Annotated in this window: 14 protein-coding genes; 10 read left to right on the plus strand and 4 right to left on the minus strand. The window is 66.0% G+C overall.

Annotation, left to right across the window (positions count from 1 at the left end; translation table 11 throughout):
* Positions 1 to 669: 669 nt before the first annotated feature.
* On the minus strand, positions 670 to 1,992 hold the full coding sequence (locus HB724_RS11080; RefSeq protein ID WP_213980995.1) for an MFS transporter: 1,323 nt from the start codon (positions 1,990 to 1,992) through the stop codon (positions 670 to 672).
* 122 nt (positions 1,993 to 2,114) lie between these two features.
* Here HB724_RS11080 and cyoA point away from each other — a divergent pair, with 122 nt between their 5' ends.
* The 10 genes from cyoA (at position 2,115) to HB724_RS11130 (ending at position 14,056) form a co-directional block, all read left to right on the plus strand.
* Positions 2,115 to 3,134 (plus strand): ubiquinol oxidase subunit II, encoded by a 1,020-nt coding sequence (gene cyoA / locus HB724_RS11085; RefSeq protein ID WP_213980996.1) that lies wholly within the window; start codon positions 2,115 to 2,117, stop codon positions 3,132 to 3,134.
* Positions 3,135 to 3,146: 12 nt separating this feature from the next.
* Positions 3,147 to 5,156 carry a cytochrome o ubiquinol oxidase subunit I gene (gene cyoB, locus HB724_RS11090; RefSeq protein WP_213980997.1) on the plus strand — a complete coding sequence of 670 codons (2,010 nt, stop codon included), beginning with the start codon at positions 3,147 to 3,149 and terminating at the stop codon, positions 5,154 to 5,156.
* Positions 5,153 to 5,785, plus strand: coding sequence for a cytochrome o ubiquinol oxidase subunit III (gene cyoC / locus HB724_RS11095; protein ID WP_346344715.1), 633 nt, complete (start codon positions 5,153 to 5,155; stop codon positions 5,783 to 5,785). Before cyoB ends, cyoC begins: the two co-directional genes overlap by 4 nt.
* Complete coding sequence (cyoD, locus tag HB724_RS11100; RefSeq protein ID WP_213980998.1) at positions 5,782 to 6,171, plus strand: cytochrome o ubiquinol oxidase subunit IV; 390 nt, start codon at positions 5,782 to 5,784, stop codon at positions 6,169 to 6,171. The genes cyoC and cyoD overlap by 4 nt, the downstream gene beginning before the upstream one ends.
* On the plus strand, positions 6,168 to 6,872 hold the full coding sequence (locus HB724_RS11105) for an SURF1 family protein (RefSeq protein WP_213980999.1): 705 nt from the start codon (positions 6,168 to 6,170) through the stop codon (positions 6,870 to 6,872). The genes cyoD and HB724_RS11105 overlap by 4 nt, the downstream gene beginning before the upstream one ends.
* Positions 6,872 to 8,149 carry an ATP-binding protein gene (locus HB724_RS11110; RefSeq protein ID WP_213981000.1) on the plus strand — a complete coding sequence of 426 codons (1,278 nt, stop codon included), beginning with the start codon at positions 6,872 to 6,874 and terminating at the stop codon, positions 8,147 to 8,149. Before HB724_RS11105 ends, HB724_RS11110 begins: the two co-directional genes overlap by 1 nt.
* Complete coding sequence (locus HB724_RS11115) at positions 8,139 to 8,672, plus strand: response regulator transcription factor (RefSeq protein ID WP_213981001.1); 534 nt, start codon at positions 8,139 to 8,141, stop codon at positions 8,670 to 8,672. Before HB724_RS11110 ends, HB724_RS11115 begins: the two co-directional genes overlap by 11 nt.
* A gap of 221 nt (positions 8,673 to 8,893) precedes the next feature.
* The gene (locus HB724_RS11120; RefSeq protein ID WP_213981002.1) at positions 8,894 to 11,581 is read left to right on the plus strand and encodes a TonB-dependent receptor; all 2,688 of its coding nucleotides are present in this window, start codon (positions 8,894 to 8,896) and stop codon (positions 11,579 to 11,581) included.
* Complete coding sequence (locus HB724_RS11125; RefSeq protein WP_346344716.1) at positions 11,562 to 12,668, plus strand: hypothetical protein; 1,107 nt, start codon at positions 11,562 to 11,564, stop codon at positions 12,666 to 12,668. Before HB724_RS11120 ends, HB724_RS11125 begins: the two co-directional genes overlap by 20 nt.
* Complete coding sequence (locus HB724_RS11130) at positions 12,662 to 14,056, plus strand: DUF4038 domain-containing protein (RefSeq protein WP_213981003.1); 1,395 nt, start codon at positions 12,662 to 12,664, stop codon at positions 14,054 to 14,056. The genes HB724_RS11125 and HB724_RS11130 overlap by 7 nt, the downstream gene beginning before the upstream one ends.
* A 9-nt stretch (positions 14,057 to 14,065) precedes the next feature.
* On the opposite strand, the gene HB724_RS11135 is transcribed toward HB724_RS11130, so the two are convergent.
* Genes HB724_RS11135 through HB724_RS11145 form a run of 3 tightly spaced genes read right to left on the minus strand, consistent with a single transcriptional unit; the run spans position 14,066 to position 20,340 of the window.
* Complete coding sequence (locus HB724_RS11135; RefSeq protein ID WP_213981004.1) at positions 14,066 to 18,109, minus strand: glycosyl hydrolase; 4,044 nt, start codon at positions 18,107 to 18,109, stop codon at positions 14,066 to 14,068.
* Positions 18,110 to 18,130: 21 nt separating this feature from the next.
* On the minus strand, positions 18,131 to 19,249 hold the full coding sequence (locus HB724_RS11140) for a CaiB/BaiF CoA-transferase family protein (RefSeq protein WP_213981005.1): 1,119 nt from the start codon (positions 19,247 to 19,249) through the stop codon (positions 18,131 to 18,133).
* Positions 19,246 to 20,340 carry an extracellular solute-binding protein gene (locus HB724_RS11145; RefSeq protein WP_256731467.1) on the minus strand — a complete coding sequence of 365 codons (1,095 nt, stop codon included), beginning with the start codon at positions 20,338 to 20,340 and terminating at the stop codon, positions 19,246 to 19,248. The genes HB724_RS11140 and HB724_RS11145 overlap by 4 nt, the downstream gene beginning before the upstream one ends.
* Positions 20,341 to 20,433: the final 93 nt, after the last annotated feature.

The raw sequence follows: 20,433 nt of genomic DNA on the forward strand, positions 1-20,433 counted from the left end.
GCCGGTGACGACGATCTCGGGCGCGGCGTCCATCTGCTCGTCGGCCGCTGCGCTCTCGGGAACGGATTGCGCCGCATCGTCGGTGGCGGGCGAAGCCTCTGCCTGCGTGGATTGGGCATAAGCATAGGTCGAGAACAGGCCCGACACAGCAAGCGCTCCACAAGAAGCGGCCGCGAACAATATATTCTTTTTGAGTTTTTGCGCAGTCATTAATTAACCCCTCAAGTATCAACTCGACAGGAAAAAAGTCAACGCAACGTAAACAACCATGGGTTGTCCCGAAAATGCTAACAGCCATCCTGTCCTACAATTAATTCTGCGTCGCCGCACGAAGTCTAATGCTTCGCTTTATCGCGATTCGACTTGACGTTTCTAGTTCAAACGTAACGGATCTGCAATATGGTATTATATGTCGATATTGCGTCTCACATTATGAGAATATATGTCTTTGCCAGCGTAGGCAATAGCCAAAATTGCGTTGCCGCAGCCCAGCGGCACCGGGTTCGGAAACGGCGAAGGGAGTGATTTCAAAGGCTCGGGGAGGCCGCCCACGCGACGAGACGGATGCGGCTCAGCCCTCGCCCGCCCCGGAAGGGCGGACCGAAAGTTCAGCGAAAGACAGCCAAAGGGGGGCGCCGGCCGCTCAGGCCGACGCGCTATGCGGGCGGATCAGCGCCCCGCCAGTTCCTTATTGACCCACAGCGCTACCAGCGTGCCGACCGCGCCCGAAAGCAAGTAGCCGCCCGCCGCCAGCAGCCCGAAATGGCTCGCCAGCAGCAGCGCGACCAGCGGCGCGAAGCCGGCGCCGAACAGCCAGGCCAGATCGGCAGTCAGCGCAGCGCCGGTGTAGCGCCGCGCGGAGGCGAAATTGGCGTTCATCGCGCCCGAGGACTGGCCGAACGAGACGCCCAGCAGGATGAAGCCGACGATCATGAAAGCCAGCTCGCCCGCGACACCGCCATTCAGGAGCTGCGGCGCGAATCCGCTGAACGCGGCGATGCCCGCGGCCGAAACGCCCAGCAACGTGCGCCTGCCCACGCGATCGGCGATGGCGCCCGATGCGATCACGGCCAGCACGCCGAACACGGCTGCTACGATCTCGATCATCAGGAAGCGCACCGGATCCTGATCGGTATAGAGGAACACCCAGGAGAGCGGGAACACCGTCACCATGTGGAACAGTGCGAAGCTCGCCAGCGGAGCGAACGCGCCGATCACGATGGTCCGCCAATCGCTGCGCACCGTCTCGATCACGCCCGAGGGCTGGAGGTCGCGGCTCTCGAACAGCACCGAATAATCATGCGTCGAAACGATGCGGAGGCGCGCGAACAGCGCGACCACGTTGATCGCGAAGGCGACGAAGAACGGGTAGCGCCAGCCCCAGTCGAGGAAGTCCGCATTCGACAGCGTGACGATGAAGAAGGCGAACAGCGCGCTCGCCACGATCAGCCCCAGCGGCGCGCCGAGCTGCGGGATCATCGCATACCAGCCGCGGCGGTTCTGCGGTGCGTTGAGTGCGAGCAGCGAGGCGAGACCATCCCAGGCGCCACCCAGCGCCACGCCCTGCCCCAGCCGGAACAAAGCGAGCAGGATCGCGGACCAGATGCCGATCGTCTCATATCCGGGCAGGAACGCCACCGCCGCGGTCGATCCGCCGAGCAGGAACAGCGCGATGGTCAGCTTGGTGCCGCGCCCCATCTTCTCGTCGACCCACAGGAACACCAGCGACCCGACTGGCCGCGCGATGAACGCCAGCGCGAAGATCGCGAACGAAAGCAGCGTGCCGGTCAGCCGGTCGACATAGGGGAAGACCAGGTTCGGAAAGACCAGGACCGAGGCGATCGCATAGACGAAGAAGTCGAAGAATTCGGACGTGCGCCCGATGATGACGCCGATCGCGATCTCGCCGGGCGCGATGTGCGCTTCGCGGGCGTTGATCGCCCGGGCGTCACGCTCGGCCGTGCCGGATGTCGGAGCGAGGCTGGCGGTCATGATCGTGGACTTCCTGACGGGCGACTGGCAAACAACGCTTCATATGCGCTTTTCGTACCGTTTTTGACATTGGACATTTTGTCCAATGTTGCAGTGCACAGCAAATGCGTAGCGGGGCCACCATGCCGAAGGCCATACTCCTCGCCCGACTCGCCACCGCCACAGGCGCGCTCGCCCTACTTGGCGGTTGCGACATGGTCGTCATGAACCCCATGGGCGATGTTGCATTGCAACAGCGCGACATGGTCGTCATCGCCACATTGCTGATGCTGCTGATCGTCGTGCCGGTGATCGCGCTCGTCGCGATCATCGCCTGGCGCTATCGCGAATCGGCCAATGCCCATTACGAGCCCGATTGGGACCATTCGACTCAGCTGGAGCTGGTGATCTGGTCCGCGCCGCTGCTCATCATCATCTGCCTGGGCGCGATCACCTGGACCGGCACGCACCTGCTCGATCCCTATCGTCCGCTCGATCGGATCTCGGCCGGGAAGCCGGTCGCCCCCGGCACCAAGCCGCTGGAGGTGCAGGTCGTCTCGCTCGACTGGAAATGGCTGTTCATCTATCCCGAATACGGGATCGCGACGGTCAACGAGCTGGCCGCGCCGGTCGATCGTCCGATCTCCTTCCGGCTGACCTCCTCCTCGGTGATGAACGCCTTCTACGTGCCGACGCTGGCCGGCATGATCTACACCATGCCGTCGATGGAGACGCGGCTCCAGGCCGTCATCAACAAAGCCGGCGATTATGAGGGCTTCTCCGCCAATTACAGCGGCGCGGGCTTCTCCAACATGCGCTTCCGCTTCCACGGGATGAGCGATGCGGACTTCGCCGGCTGGGTCGCCCAGGCCAGGGCCGCCGGCGGCGAGCTCAGCCGCGCGCGCTATCTCGAACTGGAGAAGCCGAGCGAGAAGGCCCCCGTGATGCGCTTCGGCAGCGTCGCGCCCGCCCTGTTCGATGCGGTGACGAACCAGTGCGTCAAGCCGGGCACGCCGTGCATGTCCGATCTGATGCAGAAGGACGCGGGCCATGCTGCCGGCATGGAGCACATGCCCGGCATGGACATGCCGATGCCGAAGGCGTCCGAATCGCAGCCCGCGGCGCCGGCCAGTTCGGTGCCCCAGCACCATCACGCCAACTAAATGGCCATTGAAATGACCCCCTCCCCGCTTTCCGTCAGCCCGATCCTCGGCCGCTTCACGCTGGAATCGCTGCCGCTGCACGAACCGATCGTCGTCGCGACCTTCGCCGTCGTGGCGCTCGGCGGCGTCGCGCTGCTCGGCGCGCTCACCTATTTCAAGCTCTGGAGCTATCTGTGGCGCGATTGGTTCACCACCGTCGACCATAAGCGCATCGGCATCATGTACATGATCCTGGGCCTCATCATGCTGCTGCGCGGTTTCGCCGACGCGATCATGATGCGCCTCCAGCAGGCGATGGCGTTCGGTGGGTCCGAAGGCTATCTGAACGCCCACCATTACGACCAGATCTTCACCGCCCACGGCGTCATCATGATCTTCTTCGTGGCGATGCCGCTGGTCACCGGGCTGATGAACTATGTCGTGCCGCTCCAGATCGGCGCGCGCGACGTCTCCTTCCCCTTCCTCAACAATTTCAGCTTCTGGATGACGACCGCCGGTGCGGTGATCGTGATGATGAGCCTGTTCGTCGGTGAGTTCGCCCAGACCGGCTGGCTCGCCATGCCGCCGCTTTCGGGGATCAGCTACAGCCCCGGCGTCGGCGTCGACTATTATATCTGGTCGCTCCAGATCGCGGGCGTCGGCACGCTGCTGTCCGGCGTCAACCTGATCGCGACCATCGTCAAGATGCGCGCGCCGGGCATGACCATGATGAAGATGCCGATCTTCTGCTGGACGTCGCTGTGCACCAACATCCTGATCGTCGCCGCCTTCCCGGTGCTGACGGCGGTGCTCGCGCTGCTCTCGCTCGATCGCTACGCCGGCACCAACTTCTTCACGAACACCCTCGGCGGCAATCCGATGATGTACGTGAACCTGATCTGGATCTGGGGCCATCCGGAGGTCTACATCCTGATCCTGCCGGCCTTCGGCATCTTCAGCGAAGTCACCTCGACCTTCACCGGCAAGCGGCTGTTCGGCTATACCTCGATGGTCTACGCCACCTCGGTCATCACGCTGCTCGCCTATGTCGTCTGGCTGCACCATTTCTTCACGATGGGCTCGGGCGCCAGCGTCAACAGCTTCTTCGGCATCACGACCATGGTGATCTCGATCCCGACCGGCGCGAAGATCTTCAACTGGCTGTTCACCATGTATCGCGGCCGCATCCGCTTCGAGCTGCCGATGATGTGGACGGTCGCGTTCATGATAACCTTCGTCATCGGCGGCATGACCGGCGTGCTGCTCGCCGTGCCCCCGGCCGATTTCGTGCTGCACAATTCGCTGTTCCTGATCGCGCATTTCCACAACGTCATCATCGGCGGCGTGGTGTTCGGCCTGTTCGCCGGCATCAACTACTGGTTCCCCAAGGCGATGGGCTTCCGGCTCGATCCCTTCTGGGGCAAGGTCTCCTTCTGGTTCTGGGTGATCGGCTTCTACTTCGCGTTCATGCCGCTCTATGTGCTCGGCCTGATGGGGGTGACGCGCCGCCTGCGCACCTTCGAGGATCCGAGCCTCCAGATCTGGTTCCTCATCGCGGGCTTCGGCGCGCTGCTGATCGCCGCCGGGATCGGCGCGATGCTGATGCAGTTCTATGTCAGCTTCCGCGACCGCGAGCGGCTGCGCGACACGACCGGCGACCCGTGGAACGGCCGCACGCTGGAATGGGCGACCTCCTCGCCTCCGCCCGACTATAACTTCGCCTTCTCGCCCATGGTGCATGAGGGCGATGCCTGGGCCGACATGAAGGCGCGCGGCTATGTCCGCCCGACCGAGGGCTTCAAGGCGATCCACATGCCCAGCAACACCGGCACCGGCGTAATCCTGGCCGGGCTGAGCGTCGCCTTCTCCGTCGCCATGATCTGGTATGTCTGGTGGCTGGCGGCATTGAGCTTCGTCGGCATCCTGGCGGTCGCGATCGGCCATACGTTCAACTACAAGCGGGATTTCCACATCCCCGCCGAACAGGTGATCGCCACGGAGAATGCGCGCACCAGCCTGCTCAACCAGGAGGCCGTGGCGTGAGCGCGACCCTGACCGATACCGCCGACGCGGATCGCAACACCTTCTACCTCGTCGACGAGCATGAGCATCCCGAAGGCTCCAGCACCATGCTGGGCTTCTGGATGTACCTGATGAGCGACTGCCTGATCTTCGCGATGCTCTTCGCGACCTATGGCGTGCTCGGCACCAGCTATGCCGGCGGCCCGGGGCCCAGGGAGCTGTTCGACCTTCCGCTGGTGGCGCTCAACACGTCGATGCTGCTGCTGTCGTCGATCACCTATGGCTTCGCGATGCTGTCCATGAACGACGGCAAGCAGGGCGCGACCCAGGTCTGGCTGGCGGTGACGGGGCTGTTCGGCGCCGCGTTCCTCGGCATCGAGCTCTATGAGTTCTCGCACCTGATCCATGAGGGCGCCGGGCCGCAGCGCAGCGCGTTCCTCTCGTCCTTCTTCACGCTGGTCGGCACCCACGGCCTGCACGTCACCTTCGGCATCATCTGGCTGGTGACGCTGATGGTGCAGGTGCAGATGAAGGGCCTGATCCCTGCCAATCGCCGGCGGCTGATGTGCCTCAGCCTGTTCTGGCACTTCCTCGACGTCATCTGGATCGGCGTCTTCACCTTCGTCTATCTGATGGGAATGCTGCGATGAGCACCGAACTCCACCACGGCGCCGGCGATCACGCCCACCACTCCCACGATGACGGGGAAGCGCACGGCTCGCGCTCCGGCTATTGGATCGGCTTCCTGCTGTCGATCGTACTGACGGCGATCCCGTTCTGGCTGGTGATGACCAAGCCGATGTCGGACCAGGCGATCGCGCTGACCATCATGGCGTTCGCGGTGGCACAGATCCTCGTCCACATGATCTTCTTCCTGCACATGAACCGGAGCGCCGAGGGCGGCTGGTCGCTGATGGCGCTGCTGTTCACGATCGTCATCGTCGGCATCGCGCTCAGCGGATCGCTGTGGGTAATGTATCACATGAACACCAACATGATGCCCGCGACCGTCCAGGCCATGGACCAGATGGGGTGACACGCCCCCCTGCCCGGCTGATCGCGGCGGGATTGGTTGCACTGGCGCTGTTCGCCGGACTGGTCGCGCTCGGCACCTGGCAGGTGCATCGCCGGGCATGGAAGCTGGACCTGATCGCCCAGATCGACGCGCGGATCCACAGGGCGCCCGTTGCGGCGCCCGGCCCCGGCGCGTGGCCGGGCATCGACGCCCCCAGCGCCCAATATCGCCGGATCCGCCTGACCGGCATGTATCTGCCTGCCCAGACCCTGGTTCAGGCGAGCACCGAGCAAGGCTCGGGCTGGTGGGTGCTGACGCCGATGCGGACCGACAAGGGCTTCACCGCGCTGGTCAACCGGGGCTTCATCGCCACCCGCACGCCCCCTCCTCCGCCTGCAGCCCCCGTTACGGTGACCGGCCTGCTGCGCATCAGCGAGCCCGGCGGCGGCTTCCTCCGCTTGAACGATCCCGCGAGCGGCCGCTGGTATTCGCGCGACGTCGCCGCCATCGCACGGGCGCAGCGGCTCGGCGAGGTTGCCCCCTATTTCGTCGATGCCGACGCCGCCTCCGGCCCCCCGGGCGGCCCGATCGGCGGCCTCACAGTGATCGCCTTTCCGAACAACCACTTGATCTACGCGCTGACATGGTATGCGCTCGCGATGATGATCGCCGGCGCCTTCGTGATCTTCGTGCGCGCGCAGCCCCGCGGAGCCGCGCGCTGATGCTCGATACGACCGGCTCGAAGAACCTGCTGCTGCTGGTCCAGCTCCGCTGGCTGGCGATCGCCGGGCAGTTCCTCACGATCCTGCTGACCCATTATCTCTTCCGCATCCTGCTGCCGATGACGGCGATGCTGGGCGTGCTCGCGGGACTGGTGCTGTTCAACGGCCTCAGCATGTTCTGGCTGCGCTGGCGGCAGCGGATCGACGACGTCACCCTGCTCGCGGCGATGCTGCTCGACGTGCTCTGCCTCTCCGTCCAGATCTATCTCAGCGGCGGCGCGGCCAACCCGTTCGTCTCGCTGTTCCTGCTCCAGGTGGTGCTGGGATCGGTGCTGCTCGAGCGCTGGTCGAGCTGGGTGGTGGTCGCCGTGACCTGCGCCGCCTTCGCGCTGCTCACCGTCTTCTATCGCCCCATCGTGCTGCCGGTCGATTATCCGGTCACCCTGTTCCGCCTGCACATCCAGGGCATGTGGGTGTGCTTCGCGCTCGTCGCGGTGCTGCTGGTGCTGTTCGTCACCCGGATCAACCGCAATCTGCGCGAACGCGACGCGCATCTGGCGGCGATGCAGCGCCAGGCCGTGGAGGAGGATCATATCGTCCGGATCGGCCTACTCGCCTCGGGCGCGGCGCATGAGCTGGGCACGCCGCTGTCGTCGCTCTCGGTGATCCTCGGCGACTGGCGCCGTTCGCCCCGGATCGCCGAGGATCCCGAGCTCGCCGAGGAACTGCGCGAGATGCAGGCCGAGGTCCAGCGCTGCAAGGCGATCGTCACCGGCATCCTGCTCGCAGCGGGCGAGGCGCGTGGCGAGGCATCGGCCGCGACCAGCGTGCGCAGTTTCTTCGGCCGCGTCGCCGCCGACTGGCAGGCGGCGCGGGGCTTTGCCGGCCTGCGCTATCGCGACACATTCGGTCCCGATCTGCCGATCGCCTCCGACACCGTGCTGCAACAGGCGCTGTTCAACCTGTTCGACAATGCTGTCGAGGCGTCGTCCGAGGAGATCGTCGTCGATCTGGCGCGCGAGGGGGATGCGCTGACCGTCACCGTCGCCGATCGCGGCCCCGGCTTCGCCCCGGCGATGCTCGATGCGATCGGCACGCCCTATAATTCGACCAAGCAGCGCCGCGGCGCCGGGCTGGGCCTGTTCCTGGTCGCCAACGTCATGCGCAAGCTCGGCGGCACGATGACCGCGCGCAACCGGCCCGAAGGCGGCGCCGAGATCGTGCTCCGCCTGCCGCTGGAGGCGCTCGCGCTCACGGAGGATGGCGATGGCCGATGATCCGCTGCTCTATCTGGTGGAGGACGACGCCGCCTTCGCCCACACGCTCCAGCGCTCGTTCGAGCGGCGCGGCTATCGCGTGGGCGTAGCCGCCGATCCCACGGAGCTCGACGCGCTGCTCGCCGTGGAAGCACCGAACTTCGCGGTGGTCGACCTCAAGCTCGGCCAGGCATCGGGCCTCGCCTGCGTGCAGACGCTGCATGCCCGCGATCCCAAGACGATCATCGTCGTGCTCACCGGCTATGCGAGCATCGCGACGGCAGTGCAGGCGATCAAGCTGGGTGCGACCTCCTATCTCGCCAAGCCGGCCGATACCGACGATCTGGAAGCCGCGTTCGGCGGGATCGCGGGCGATGTCGATACGCCGATCACCCAGCGCCAGACCTCGATCAAGACGCTGGAATGGGAACGCATCCAGAAGACGCTGGCCGAAAGCGACTTCAACGTCTCCGAAGCCGCTCGCCGACTCGGCATGCACCGCCGCACGCTCGCGCGGAAGCTGGAGAAGCGGCCGATTCGCTGAATCCGGCGCTTCCGGGGCGATCCACTGGACCGGCGATCCGCCCTTCTCCCTCTCGAATCCGATCCCCAACGTCGTTCGACGCCCCGCCATGTCCTAGAAGGATCGGCGCGTGCGAGCCGGGATCGACGCAGGTTGCGCATTTCCGCACCAAACGGGGTTGATTGTCTAAAATAGTATTATATACATTCCCCACAAAATAAAATCTCAATGGGGAGGATAGAATGCGAGTTGTCACCCGCGCCCTGACCGGCGTTGCCACCCTGGCAATCGTCAGCGGCATGTCCGCTACGGCCTTCGCGCAAGACGCACAGAGCCAGAATCCGCCGGCAGCGGAAGATCAGGCGACCGTCGATCAGGAGATCGTCGTCACCGGCATCCGCGCCAGCATCAGCTCCGCGCAGTCGATCAAACGGAATTCAGACCAGATCGTCGATTCGATCGTGGCCGAGGACATCGGCAAGCTGCCCGACGTCAACGTCGCCGAGGCGCTCCAGCGCGTGTCGGGCATCCAGGTCGCGCGGGATCGCGGCGAAGGCGCCGGCATCGCGATTCGCGGCCTCACCCAGGTGCTGACCACGATGAACGGCCGCGAGGTCTTCACCGCCGGCGACGGCCGCTCCTTCAATCTCCAGGACGTTCCCGCCGAGCTGGTCGCCGGGCTGGACGTCTACAAGACTCCCTCGGCCAACCTGATCGAAGGCGGCATCGGCGGCGTGGTCGACGTGCGCACCCGCAAGCCGCTCGACAAGAAAGGCCTGGTCGTCAGCGGCAGCCTGCGCGCCCGCTATTCGGACCTGCCCGACAAGGTGAAGCCGCTCGCCTCGCTGCTGCTTAGCAACACCTGGAACGTCGGAAGCGAAGGCGAACTCGGCATCCTGATCTCCGGTGCCTATCAGGAGCGCGCGTTCGGGACCGACCTGAACGATATCGGCTCGCCGCTGCTGCGCGACGACGTGATCCCAGGCCAGACGGTGGTCGCGCCCAACGGCTCCTATCAGCCCGCGATCGGCGGTAACCGCCGGCGCATCGGCCTGGACGGCATGATCCAGTACAAGCCGAACCCGGATCTCGAATTCTACGCCCAGGCCAGCTATCAGGATTTCAATTCGATCCAGAACCAGTTCGGCCTCAACATCCCGACCACCCTGTCGAACTGCCCGACGCCGGCTGGCGGCGCGCGGCGCTGCGATCCGATCCCGGGCACCGCGGTGCTCGCGCCGGGCACCAACGACGTCCAGAAGATCTCCTATGCGAACGTGCCCTTCAGCACCTTCGGCGTGTCGCGCGATACCTATGACGAGAACCAGCAATATTCGGCTGGCGCGAAATGGGATACCGGGCCGGCGCATCTGTCCCTCGACGTCAATTATTCGAAGTCGAAGAATACCCTCTATTATGCCGAGCTCGATCTCGCCGGCGTTGCGCCGCGCATCGATCAGGACATCACGACGACTGTCCCGACGATGAAGATCAGCGGCATCGACCTGAACGATATCAACAGCTTCACCGTCGGGTCCATGACCCTCAACCAGAATTACTACACGGGTGAGCTGAAGGCGATCCGGGGCGATGCCTCCTTCGACATCGAGAGCGACTTCCTGAAGTCGATGGACTTCGGCTTCCGCCTCGCCGACCGCACGACCGATTTCAAGCCGGTCCGCTTCTTCCAGACCAAGGGCGGGTCCGCCGCGCCCTATTCCAGCCTGTTCATCGCCAATCCGCTGAACGACATGTTCAGCGGCTCGACCAATATCGACCAGAACTTCCTCGTCGCCGACTTCAACAAGCTGCGCGGCGATTTCGACGGCGTTCGCGAGCAGTTGGGCATCGCCGTGGAGCCCGCCGTCACACCGCTCGGCATCTACTCGATCCACGAGAAGACCTATGCCGGCTATGCCATGGCCAAGTTCAAATATGACGGCGGCCTGCACCTGGACGGCAATATCGGCATCCGCATCATCAAGACCAGCCTGCAGGTGGTCGGCAATCGCGCCACGTTCGCCCAGCGCCCGGGCACGGGCACGAGCCCGAGCAACCCGGCGGTGTTCGACCAGACCGGCTTCGCGCCGGTGAATGTGGACACCAGCTATGTCACCGCGCTGCCCAGCGCCAACATCCGCTTCAAGCTGACCGACAAGCTGCAGCTGCGCCTGGCGGCCTCGCAGGCGATCACGCGGCCGAACTTCGGCCAGCTCGCCCCGACCCTCACGCTTGTTCCAGGTGCGCAGACCGGTTCCTCGGGCAATCCGGACCTGAGCCCGCTCAAGTCGGATCAGCTCGATGCCAGCCTGGAATATTATTTCTCGCCGACCGGATCGGTCTATGCCGCGGCCTTCTATCGCAAGGTCGAGGATTTCATCCAGTCGTCGAGCCGCGGCCAGGAGACGATCGACGGCATCGTCTATCAGATCACGCGGCCCGCGAACTCGGGCAACGGCAAGATCAAGGGCTTCGAGGTCGGCGGCCAGACCTTCTTCGATTTCCTGCCGGGCCTGCTGAGCGGCTTCGGCGTCCAGGCGAACTACACCTTCGTCGACAGCAACACGACGACGTCGTTCGCGGGCCTCTCCGCGCCGCTGAGCAACCTGTCCAAGAACAGCTTCAACGTCAGCGGCATCTACGAGAAGGGACCGGTATCGGCGCGTATCGCCTATAACTGGCGCGACAAGTTCCTGACCGGCATCACCGGGAGCGGCTCGGCGCTGGGCAACTATCCCACCTATCGCAAGCCCTATGGCTGGCTGGACGCGTCGCTCAGCGTCGACATCACCAAGCAGGTCACTTTCACGCTGGAAGGCAGCAACCTGACCCGCGCCAAGACGGACACGTATTTCGACGTGCCCACCCGGCGCGGCAACTGGGAGCAGGACGACATCCAGGTGATGGCCGGTGTCCGCTTCACGCTCTAAGGTCACCCCTCCCCCTGCGGCTTCGGCCGCGGGGGACTTTTTCGTCTCGCGGCGGCAGGCGCTGACGGGACTGGGCGTCGGGCTGATCGCATCGCCCGCCCTCGGGCAGGCGCGCGGGATCGATCCCGCGCCCTTCCGCACCCCCTACAAGCTCGGGCGGCTCATCCTCGAGAAGTCCGGCGACACGAGCGCGTTCGACTCGCAGTTCGTCGACGCGCCGCTGATGTTTCGCGGGCCCGATCGCTTCTACATGGCCTATTACGGGTTCGACGGGACGGGATACCAGACCGGCCTTGCCGAATCCGACGACCTGATCCACTGGCGCAAGCGCGGCATCATCCTGGCGCGCGATCCCTCCTCGCCGATCACGCGCTACAATGTCGCGATGTCCTCGATCCTGCGCGAGCCCGACCTCCATTCGCAGGGCCGGCCGATCAAGGTGGGCGGCCGCTATGTCGCGAGCTGGAACGCCTATCCGAAGCCGGGGATGGAGGAAGGCCCCGCGGTGATCGGGCTCGCCTGGAGCGACGACCTGATTCATTGGCGCCGCGAACCCGAACCAATCCTGCGTCCCGAGGACGGCGCGCCCTGGGAGCATGCCGGGCTCTACAAGTCGTTCCTCACCCGCGACGGCGGCACCTATTATCTCTTCTACAACGCCAAGACGCACGACACACCGTGGCTCGAACAGATCGGCGTCGCGACGTCGCTCGATCTCAAGAACTGGAAGCGGCATCCGGGCAACCCGATCGTCAAGGTCGGCGAGCCGGGTTCGAACGACGCGCGTTTCGCGGCCAACCCCTATGTGCTACGGTATCGCGGCATGTGGGCGATGTATTATTACGGCTATACCTCACGACGCGGCGCGCGCGACCTGCTCGCGATCGGCCGGGATCCCTTCCATTTCGAAAAGGTCAGCGAACCCATGATCGATCGCGGCCCGCCGGGCACCGTGGATGAGACCCACGCGCACAAGCCCTCGATCATCTGGCACGACGGCGCGCTCTATCACTTCTATTGCGCGGTCAGCGGCCAGTATCCGAACGAAGTGCGGGGGATCTCCGTAGCCCGGTCGAAGCCGTGGTAATCCGCGCGCTGCGTCCCCTGGGCGTCGCCGCCGCATTGCTCGCGACACCCGCAGCCCTCGCGCAGGGCGGGACTCCGCCGCTCCAGGTCTCGGCAAACGGCCATTATCTTGCCGCGGGCGGCAAGCCGTTCTTCTGGCTGGGCGACACAGCGTGGCTGCTGCTCGAACGGCTCGATCGCGCCGAGACCGAACGCTATCTCGCCAAGCGCGCAAAGCAGGGCTTCAACGTCATCCAGGTGATGGTGCTGCATTCGCCGAAGCAGACCAACCGCTTCGATGCCCCCGCGCTCGTAAATGCCGATCCCGCGCATCCTCGTACGACACCCGGCGCGAATCCGGCGCGCGCGGGCGAATATGACTATTGGGATCATCTCGACTGGGTCGCCGATCGCGCGGCGGCGCACGGCCTCTATCTCGCGCTCGTCCCCGCCTGGGGCTCGCTCGCGAAAGGCGGCCAGCTCAACGAGAAGACGGCACCGGCCTATGCCCGCTTCCTTGCCGAGCGCTATCGCCGCCATGCGAACATCATCTGGCTGAACGGCGGCGACACGCCGGGCGACGAGAACGTCGCGACCTGGCAGGCGATGGGCCGGACGCTGAAGCGCTACGATCCGCGCCATCTCGTGACGTTCCATCCGTTCGGACGGACGGATTCCTCCTGGTCGTTCCACACGGCGCCCTGGCTGGACTTCAACATGTTCCAGTCCGGCCACAAGAGCTACGATCAGGAAGATCCGGGCGCGCGCAGCGAGGACAATTGGCGCTTCGTCGCCGAGGACTGGGCGCGCACCCCGAGGAAGCCGACCGTGGACGGCGAGCCTTCCTACGAGAACATCCCGCACGGCCTGCACGACGTCAACGCGCCCCGCTGGACGACCAACGACGTGCGGCGCTACGCATGGTGGGCGGTCTTCGCCGGCGCCTTTGGGCACACCTATGGCGAGAACAGCGTCATGCAGATGTACGTGCCGGGCAAGAACAACCCCGCTTATGGCGCGAAGCTGCGCTGGGATGTCGCGCTGGATGAACCCGGCGCGGACCAGATGCGGCACCTGAAGACGCTGATGCTGTCGCGCCCCTTCTTCGAGCGGGTGCCCGATCCGTCGCTGATCCTCGACAACGGCACGCGCTACGATCGCGTGCTGGCGACGCGCGGGCGCGGCTATGCGATGGCCTATAGCTATATCGGCCGCCCATTCCGCATCCGGCTGGGCGTGATCGCCGGGCGCCAGGTGCGCGCATCCTGGTATTCGCCGCGCACTGGCGAGACGCGCGTCATCGGCAGCTTCGCGAACAGCGGCGATCGCCTGTTCACGCCGCCGGGCACGCCCGCGCCCGGCAACGACTGGGCCCTGCTCCTCGACGGCGCCGCATCGCAGCGCCGCTGAGGCCTTTCCCTATTTCACTGCGATCTCGTCGGCGAACACCAGCCGCACCGGCCCGAGCAGCCCCGAATCCACCAGCGGCTCGTCCTTGGTGTAGAAAGTCCAGGGGCTGAAGGTCACGCGGCCGCCGGGGGGCTTGGGCTTGCCCGCCTTGTACCAGTCCGGCAGCTCGGTGATCTTGCGCGCCATCACGACCGTCTTCTTGCCATCGGCGGAGAAGCGCTCGCCGATCGGCCATTCGGCGTCGACGAAATTGCCTTCCTCGGGAAGCGCGGCGTCCGCGATCATGCGGTTGGCCCACAGGTTCGTGACGGCGAGCGATACGCTGTTAGCGCCGGGCCGGACGACATCGGTGATGTCCACGCGATAGGGCTCCTTCCAGACGACGCCGAGATCGTGCCCGTTGACGGTGACGCCCGAAAGCACCTCCACCCGCCCCAGATCCAGATAGACGCGCCGGCCGCGCTTGAGCAGCGACGCGGGAACGTCGATCGTGCGCGCATAGGTCGCCGTGCCGGCGAAGTGGCGGATACCCTCGTCGCTATTGTGGCTGAGGCTCTCCAGCTTAGGCAAGGTCGCCTGTTCCGGCGCCCCCCGGCCGGGCTGGAACCGGACGTTCCACGGCCCCTCCACGGTGATCGGTGCCGGCACCTTGGCTGAGAAGCTGGCACCACCGCTCGTGGCATAACGGCCGCTCTCCCATGCCAGCGCACCAAGCTTGCCGTCCTCGCGGCGCGTGAACTCGGCGGGAGTCTGCGCAAGCGCGGGCAGCGGCGGCCCGGCGGCCGCCTCGGCGGCGATCTCCACCGGGGTCAGCACCCGCGCGACCGTGCGGGTCGGCGTGGCATTGCCCTCGAAGAAATAGGTGACGCCGTTCGACGAAGGCGCGTCGCCGCCGCCCGCGAAGACGGTGCGCCCGCTCTTCAATCCGGTGCGGACCAGCTTGCCGTCCAGATACAGGCTCGGCGTCCCCTTGTCATAGACCAGGGCGACATGGGTCCAGCCGGCAACCGGCGCGTGGCTCACAAGCACCGCCGGCACGCTGTCGGGCGAGACGCGCTCGATCACGAAGGCCCCGTTGCGGCCGAGCGCCAGTCCGGCCACCGCCGTGCCTTCACCGTGCATGTCGCGGCCCGATCGTGCCGGCACGATATAATTCTTGCCGGTCTCGTTGATCCGGCCCTCTATCGCCTCGTCGGGCATCACGCGCAGATCGATGTCGGGCTTTGCCCACATCGACAGCGTGAAGCTGTCCGACGGCGCGGCGGCAGGCACCGCCGGCGGCGCGCCGAGATCGGCGAAGCGGACGCCGTCCTTGGCAACCCAGTCGACTCGCGCTCCATCCGTCTTGGAGTCCAGCATCACGAAGGTCGAGCCTGCCGGCGACAGGTCGAACACAAGCTGCGTCTGCGCGCGCCCGGTCCGATAGAGCGCCGGTCGGCTGACGGTGCCGGTTTCCGCATCCCATAGCGACGGCGCGGCATCGCCCACGCGGAACGTGCAGGTCACCTTTTCCGGGCGCCGCTGGCGATTGGCGACGAAATACATGTCGCCTGTCGCCAGATGGCGGTGCAGCCAGCTCACCTGGCCGTCCGGCGTGGCCGTGCGGCACTGCGCGTCGGGCGCGACATCGAGCGCGGTCAGCGCGTCGCCGACCAGCCCGGACGCAAAGACCCGTCCCTTGCCCACCTGCCGGTCCGCGCCGCCGTCGCCCCAGATCGCCTGGGTAGCGGCCCGGAACGCCGCATCGCCATCGGCCTTGCCCGCCATCGTCATCGAATGCGACGGCCGCGGCCCCAGAATCGCCATGCCCTGCTCCACCAGTTCGCGCAGCTTGGCGACGAGCGCGGGAGTCATGCTGTCGAGCGTCGACGGCAACACCAGCAGGCGATAGCGCGCGCCATTGGGCAGCACGATTTGGCCGTCCTCCACGCGCGCGCGCGTCAGCAGCACCTCGGCATTGACGAGGTCGTAATTATAGCCCTCCGGCACCTGCGGATCGAAATACTGGCCGATCTTCGGATTGGTGTCCGGCGACACGTTGGGCCGCACATATTCGGCCTGGTTCGGACTTTCCTCACCGACGAAATAGGCGATGTCGGCGGCATAATTGCCCTGGCGCAGCAGATATTGCGCGCGCGCCAGATACTCCATCCACGGCCTGGCCTGGGCGAACCAGGTGTTCGAGCGATCGAGGTTGATGCCCCACGGCCCCATCACCATGCCCGGCAGCGCGTTCGGATCGGGCTGATGCGCGTAGCGGTGGAAATAGATCTGGTTGAAGCCCTGGGCGAACATCTGGTCGCCCAGCGTCTTCATCGAATAGGGATAATCCAGCCAGCGGCTCGTTTGCGGTTCGCCGGTGAACGCCTCCGCGGCGACGACGTCCTTGCCATAGACGTGCGCGGCCGACGAGACCATCTTCACGGTGCGATTGTCGGTCCAGGGCGTGCGCGTCCAGAACTCCGTCATCGGAACCTGCGCGCGGCCCGACACCTGGAGCGCGTCGAACGCGCCCGGCCCATAGCCCTCGACGTGAAAGCGCAGCCCGGCGGCATTGGCGTGCTGCTGCATCCGGCCGTAGTAATTGTCGGCCATCAGGTCGGCGAGCGTCCGGCGGAAATCGAACAGGAACCGGTTGGAGGCGTCGAGATCGCCGACGATCCGGCCGGTCAGCGCCGGCAGATAGGGCAGCATGTCATAGCCGTTGCGCCTGGCGAAATCGGCCGGGAGGGTTTCGGTCCAGTTCTGGAGGCCCGCCTCGAAGCTGTCGATCTCGATCGAGTCGAACGATTTGCCGGCCAGCGGCCCGGCCGCCTTCACCAGCCGCCCGACGCTGCTGTTGAACTGATAGTCGACCGCCGAGGCGCTCAGCTTGTCGACTTCGAGGCCTCGCCCGGAATCCGAAGCCGCGACGTTCAGATGCCCGGTGGTGGTGTGGCCGAAGCGCAGCACCGTCCAGCGGCCGGCCGGCGGCGTCCAGCGCAGCGTGCCCGATCCATCGACCTTGCCCGTGACGTCGATCACCTTGGCCGGATCGATCGCATAGCGGGCCAGCAGATCGGTCGGATGATGCTCGGCCGCGGGCAGCATCTGGAAGTCGTGCTCGCCCTTCAGATCCCAGTCGTCGATGCGCGGCGTCGCATGGAACAGCGCTTCGGCAAGCTTGACCCTGGCGGAGGGCGTGATGCGGAACTGCCGCGCGGTGACCCCGGTGAAATTGAGCGTGCCCGGCGATTCGATGCCGCGCTCCGGCGCGACCGAAACCTTGCCGATCCGCTCCCAGGCCGTGCCGTCGTCCGATGCTTCGATCGTCGCGGAGAAGCCCGGCGCATCCTTGTCGCCATAGAGCGTCACAGCCTGGGCCGCGAAGGGCGCCTTCATCGTGACGATCAGCGGCGCGTCCGGCGCGATCTCGGTGCCGGTATGCAGATCGCGATCGGTGAGTGCCCCGGCCGGGACGGCCGCGCCGACGCGTATCGATGCTATTGATTCGCGATAGACGCTCTCATCTCCGTCCGAAGCCGGGAAGGCGAGCACCGCGGCATCGCGATAATAGTCCCGCTTGGTGTAAGGCTGGGCGAGCTTGAGGAACAGCGGCTTACCGCCGGCGACGCGGGTCTCGGTCCAGACGATCTGCTGCATCGATTGCGCAGGCGCGATCCACGGACCGCCGCTCGACGACCAGCCCGGCGCATTGTGCAGTCCGACGTTGAGGCCCAGTTCCTCGGCCTTCGAGGCCATGTGCGTCATCAGGCCCAGCCACTGGTCGCTCAGATAGTCGACCGGCCCCTTGGGCACGTCGCTGCTGCCGTCGAACATCATCGCCCCGCCCAGCCCGATGTCGCGCATCGAAGCTAAGTCTGCGTCGATCCCCTCCTTCGTGACGTTGCCGTTCATCCAGAAATAGAGCGTGCGCGGACGCGCGTCGGCGGGGGGATTGCGGAAGGTCTCGGCGTCGGGCGCCGAGGACGCCGGCGCCTGATCCTGCGCGGCCGCGCTTGCCGCCGCCAGCACCGCCAGCGCACAGCCGGCCGTCCATCGTCCTATCCTCATCATACCCCTCTCCTTATTGTTCTAAAGATCGAATTCGCGCCGGATCGCGGCGCCATGTTCGTCGATTCCAGGCGCTCCGGCCGATGCGCCCGCCCGGGCGCCGTCGATCCGCAGCGGCGCGCGCGGCGTTGTGAGGCCGCCGGCCCGCTGGAGCATGTCCAGCCGCTTGAATGCCTCGGACGACAGCAGTGCCGGCCAGTCGAGCACCGGCGCACACCATATGTCGTGCGGGCGCAGCCGCCCGATCCAGGTGTCGGTGGTTTCGGCGGTCAGGCGCCCGGCGATCCGCGCCTTGATCGCGTCGCGATCGGCAAAACCATCCCCTGCCAGATCCAGATCGAGCAACGGCGCGAGCTTGGCGAGCGGCATCATCGCCAGCGCGAGCCAGCCGTCCGCCGTGCGATACACGCCGTAAGGCGCGGCAAGATAGGCATGGGCATTGTCGACCGCGGCACGCCGCGGCAGGCGTCCGCCATCGTTGAGATGCGTGGTCAGCACTTCGAACTGGAAGTCGATCAGCGCCTCGATCAGGCTGGTCTCGACATGCGCGCCGCTGCCGTCGATGCCGCGGCGGACCAGCGCCGCCAATATCCCTTCGACCAGCACATGGCCCGCAAGCATGTCGGCGATGGAAAGGCCGACCGGCACGGGTCCGTCCTCGGCGCTGCCGTTCAGCCACATCACGCCGGACAGCGCCTGCGCCAGCAGATCCTGCCCCGGCAATCCCGCCCAGGGACCGGCCTCGCCATAGCCGCTGATCGATCCGACTACGAGCCGCGGGTTCGCGGCACGCAGTTGGGCCGGCCCTACGCCGAGCCGATCCGCCACCCCGGGCCTGAAATTCTGGATCACGACATCGGCATGCCCGGCGAGGCGGAGCAGCGCGGCCCGGTCCTCCGGCCGCTTATAGTCGAGCGCGATGCTCTGCTTGCCGCGATTGATCGCATGGAACAGCGTCGAGGCGCCGCCGATATCGGTGTCGGAAAGATAGAGCGTCCGGCAGATATCGCCCTCGCCCGGCCGCTCGACCTTGATGACCCGCGCGCCCAGATCGCCGAGCCGCAGCGCGGCCGACGGTCCCGAGAGGAACTGCGCCATATCGATGACAAGCAACCCGGCGAGCGGGCGGGCGGGCGTCATTTGCTGTTCCGGTACAGCGCGTTGAGCGCGGCGAGCGCCATCGCCGCCGTCTCGCCGGATCGCAGTGCCTGGTTGAGCCGCTCCGATGCCGCGTGCTGGAACGCCATATACCCGTCGTGCCGCGGGCGCAGCCATGCGCGATCGAGCGTCTTGCGGGTCGCGACGTAGAAATCCGAGACCAGCGCGTTGACGCCGCGGTCCTCCCACGCATCGGCATGGGCGGGCTGCCCGCCGGACAGGGCGTAGAGCATGCGCTGCGTCGCGCCGCTCGCCACCCAGGCCGCGAATGCGGCCGCGCGCTCCGGCGACTCGCCAAACGCCGACACCGCGATGCCCGTGCCGCCAAGCGCCGATCCGCGCGGATCGCCGGCCGGCAGGTCCGCGAAGCCGATGCGCCGCGGCCGGAAGCCGCCGAGCGAATAGCTCACATAGCCATAGATCAGGGGAGACACCGCGAGCTTCGAATCCGGCCGCGCCATGGCTTCCAGCACGGCGATGGGATCCTGCTCATAAGCCGACGGATCGACCTCCGCCGCAAGCGCCGCCAGGCGCTCATAGGCAGGGCGCGCCGCCTCCGGGAACAGTTCGTCGCCATCGACCGGCAAGGTCACGCCGGCCAGGCCGCTCAGCGTGAACAGCGACATCAGCGAGTGCGGCGGACGAAGCGGGATCGTCAGCCGCCCCTGCCTTGCCAGCGCGATCACCGAATCCCAGTCGCGGAGCGGCGCATCGATCCGTCCTGGAACCCATGCCTGCACCTGCGCCGCGGCATCGATCGGCAGCGCCCATTGATGCCCCGACCAGTTATAGCTCTCGAACGATCCGCCGACCGATCCGGCCGCGATACCCGAAAGCGCATGGACGTCGCAAAGCGTTTCGAGCGCGGCGAGGCATCCGGCATCGGCGACCTGCCCGACATGCGGGTGATCGATGACGATCAGATCGTAGCGGCGGGCGAGCTCCTCGACGGGATAGCTCTCGAAATCCTGGAGCGAACGGCGATCCCACTCGATCGTCTCGCCGCCCATTTCGGCCCAGACGCGCGACGCTGCGGCCAACGGATCATAGCCGCGTGGATGGTCCCACGTCATTCCCCGCAATGCCCCTCTCCTCTTCTCGAAACCGGTTGACTCGCCTCCTAACGCGCAGCATAGCCGATGGAAAGAAATATCATATAAACATAC

Origin of the sequence: Sphingomonas sp. dw_22, from assembly GCF_018449795.1 — a bacterium.
Lineage (GTDB): Bacteria > Pseudomonadota > Alphaproteobacteria > Sphingomonadales > Sphingomonadaceae > Sphingomonas.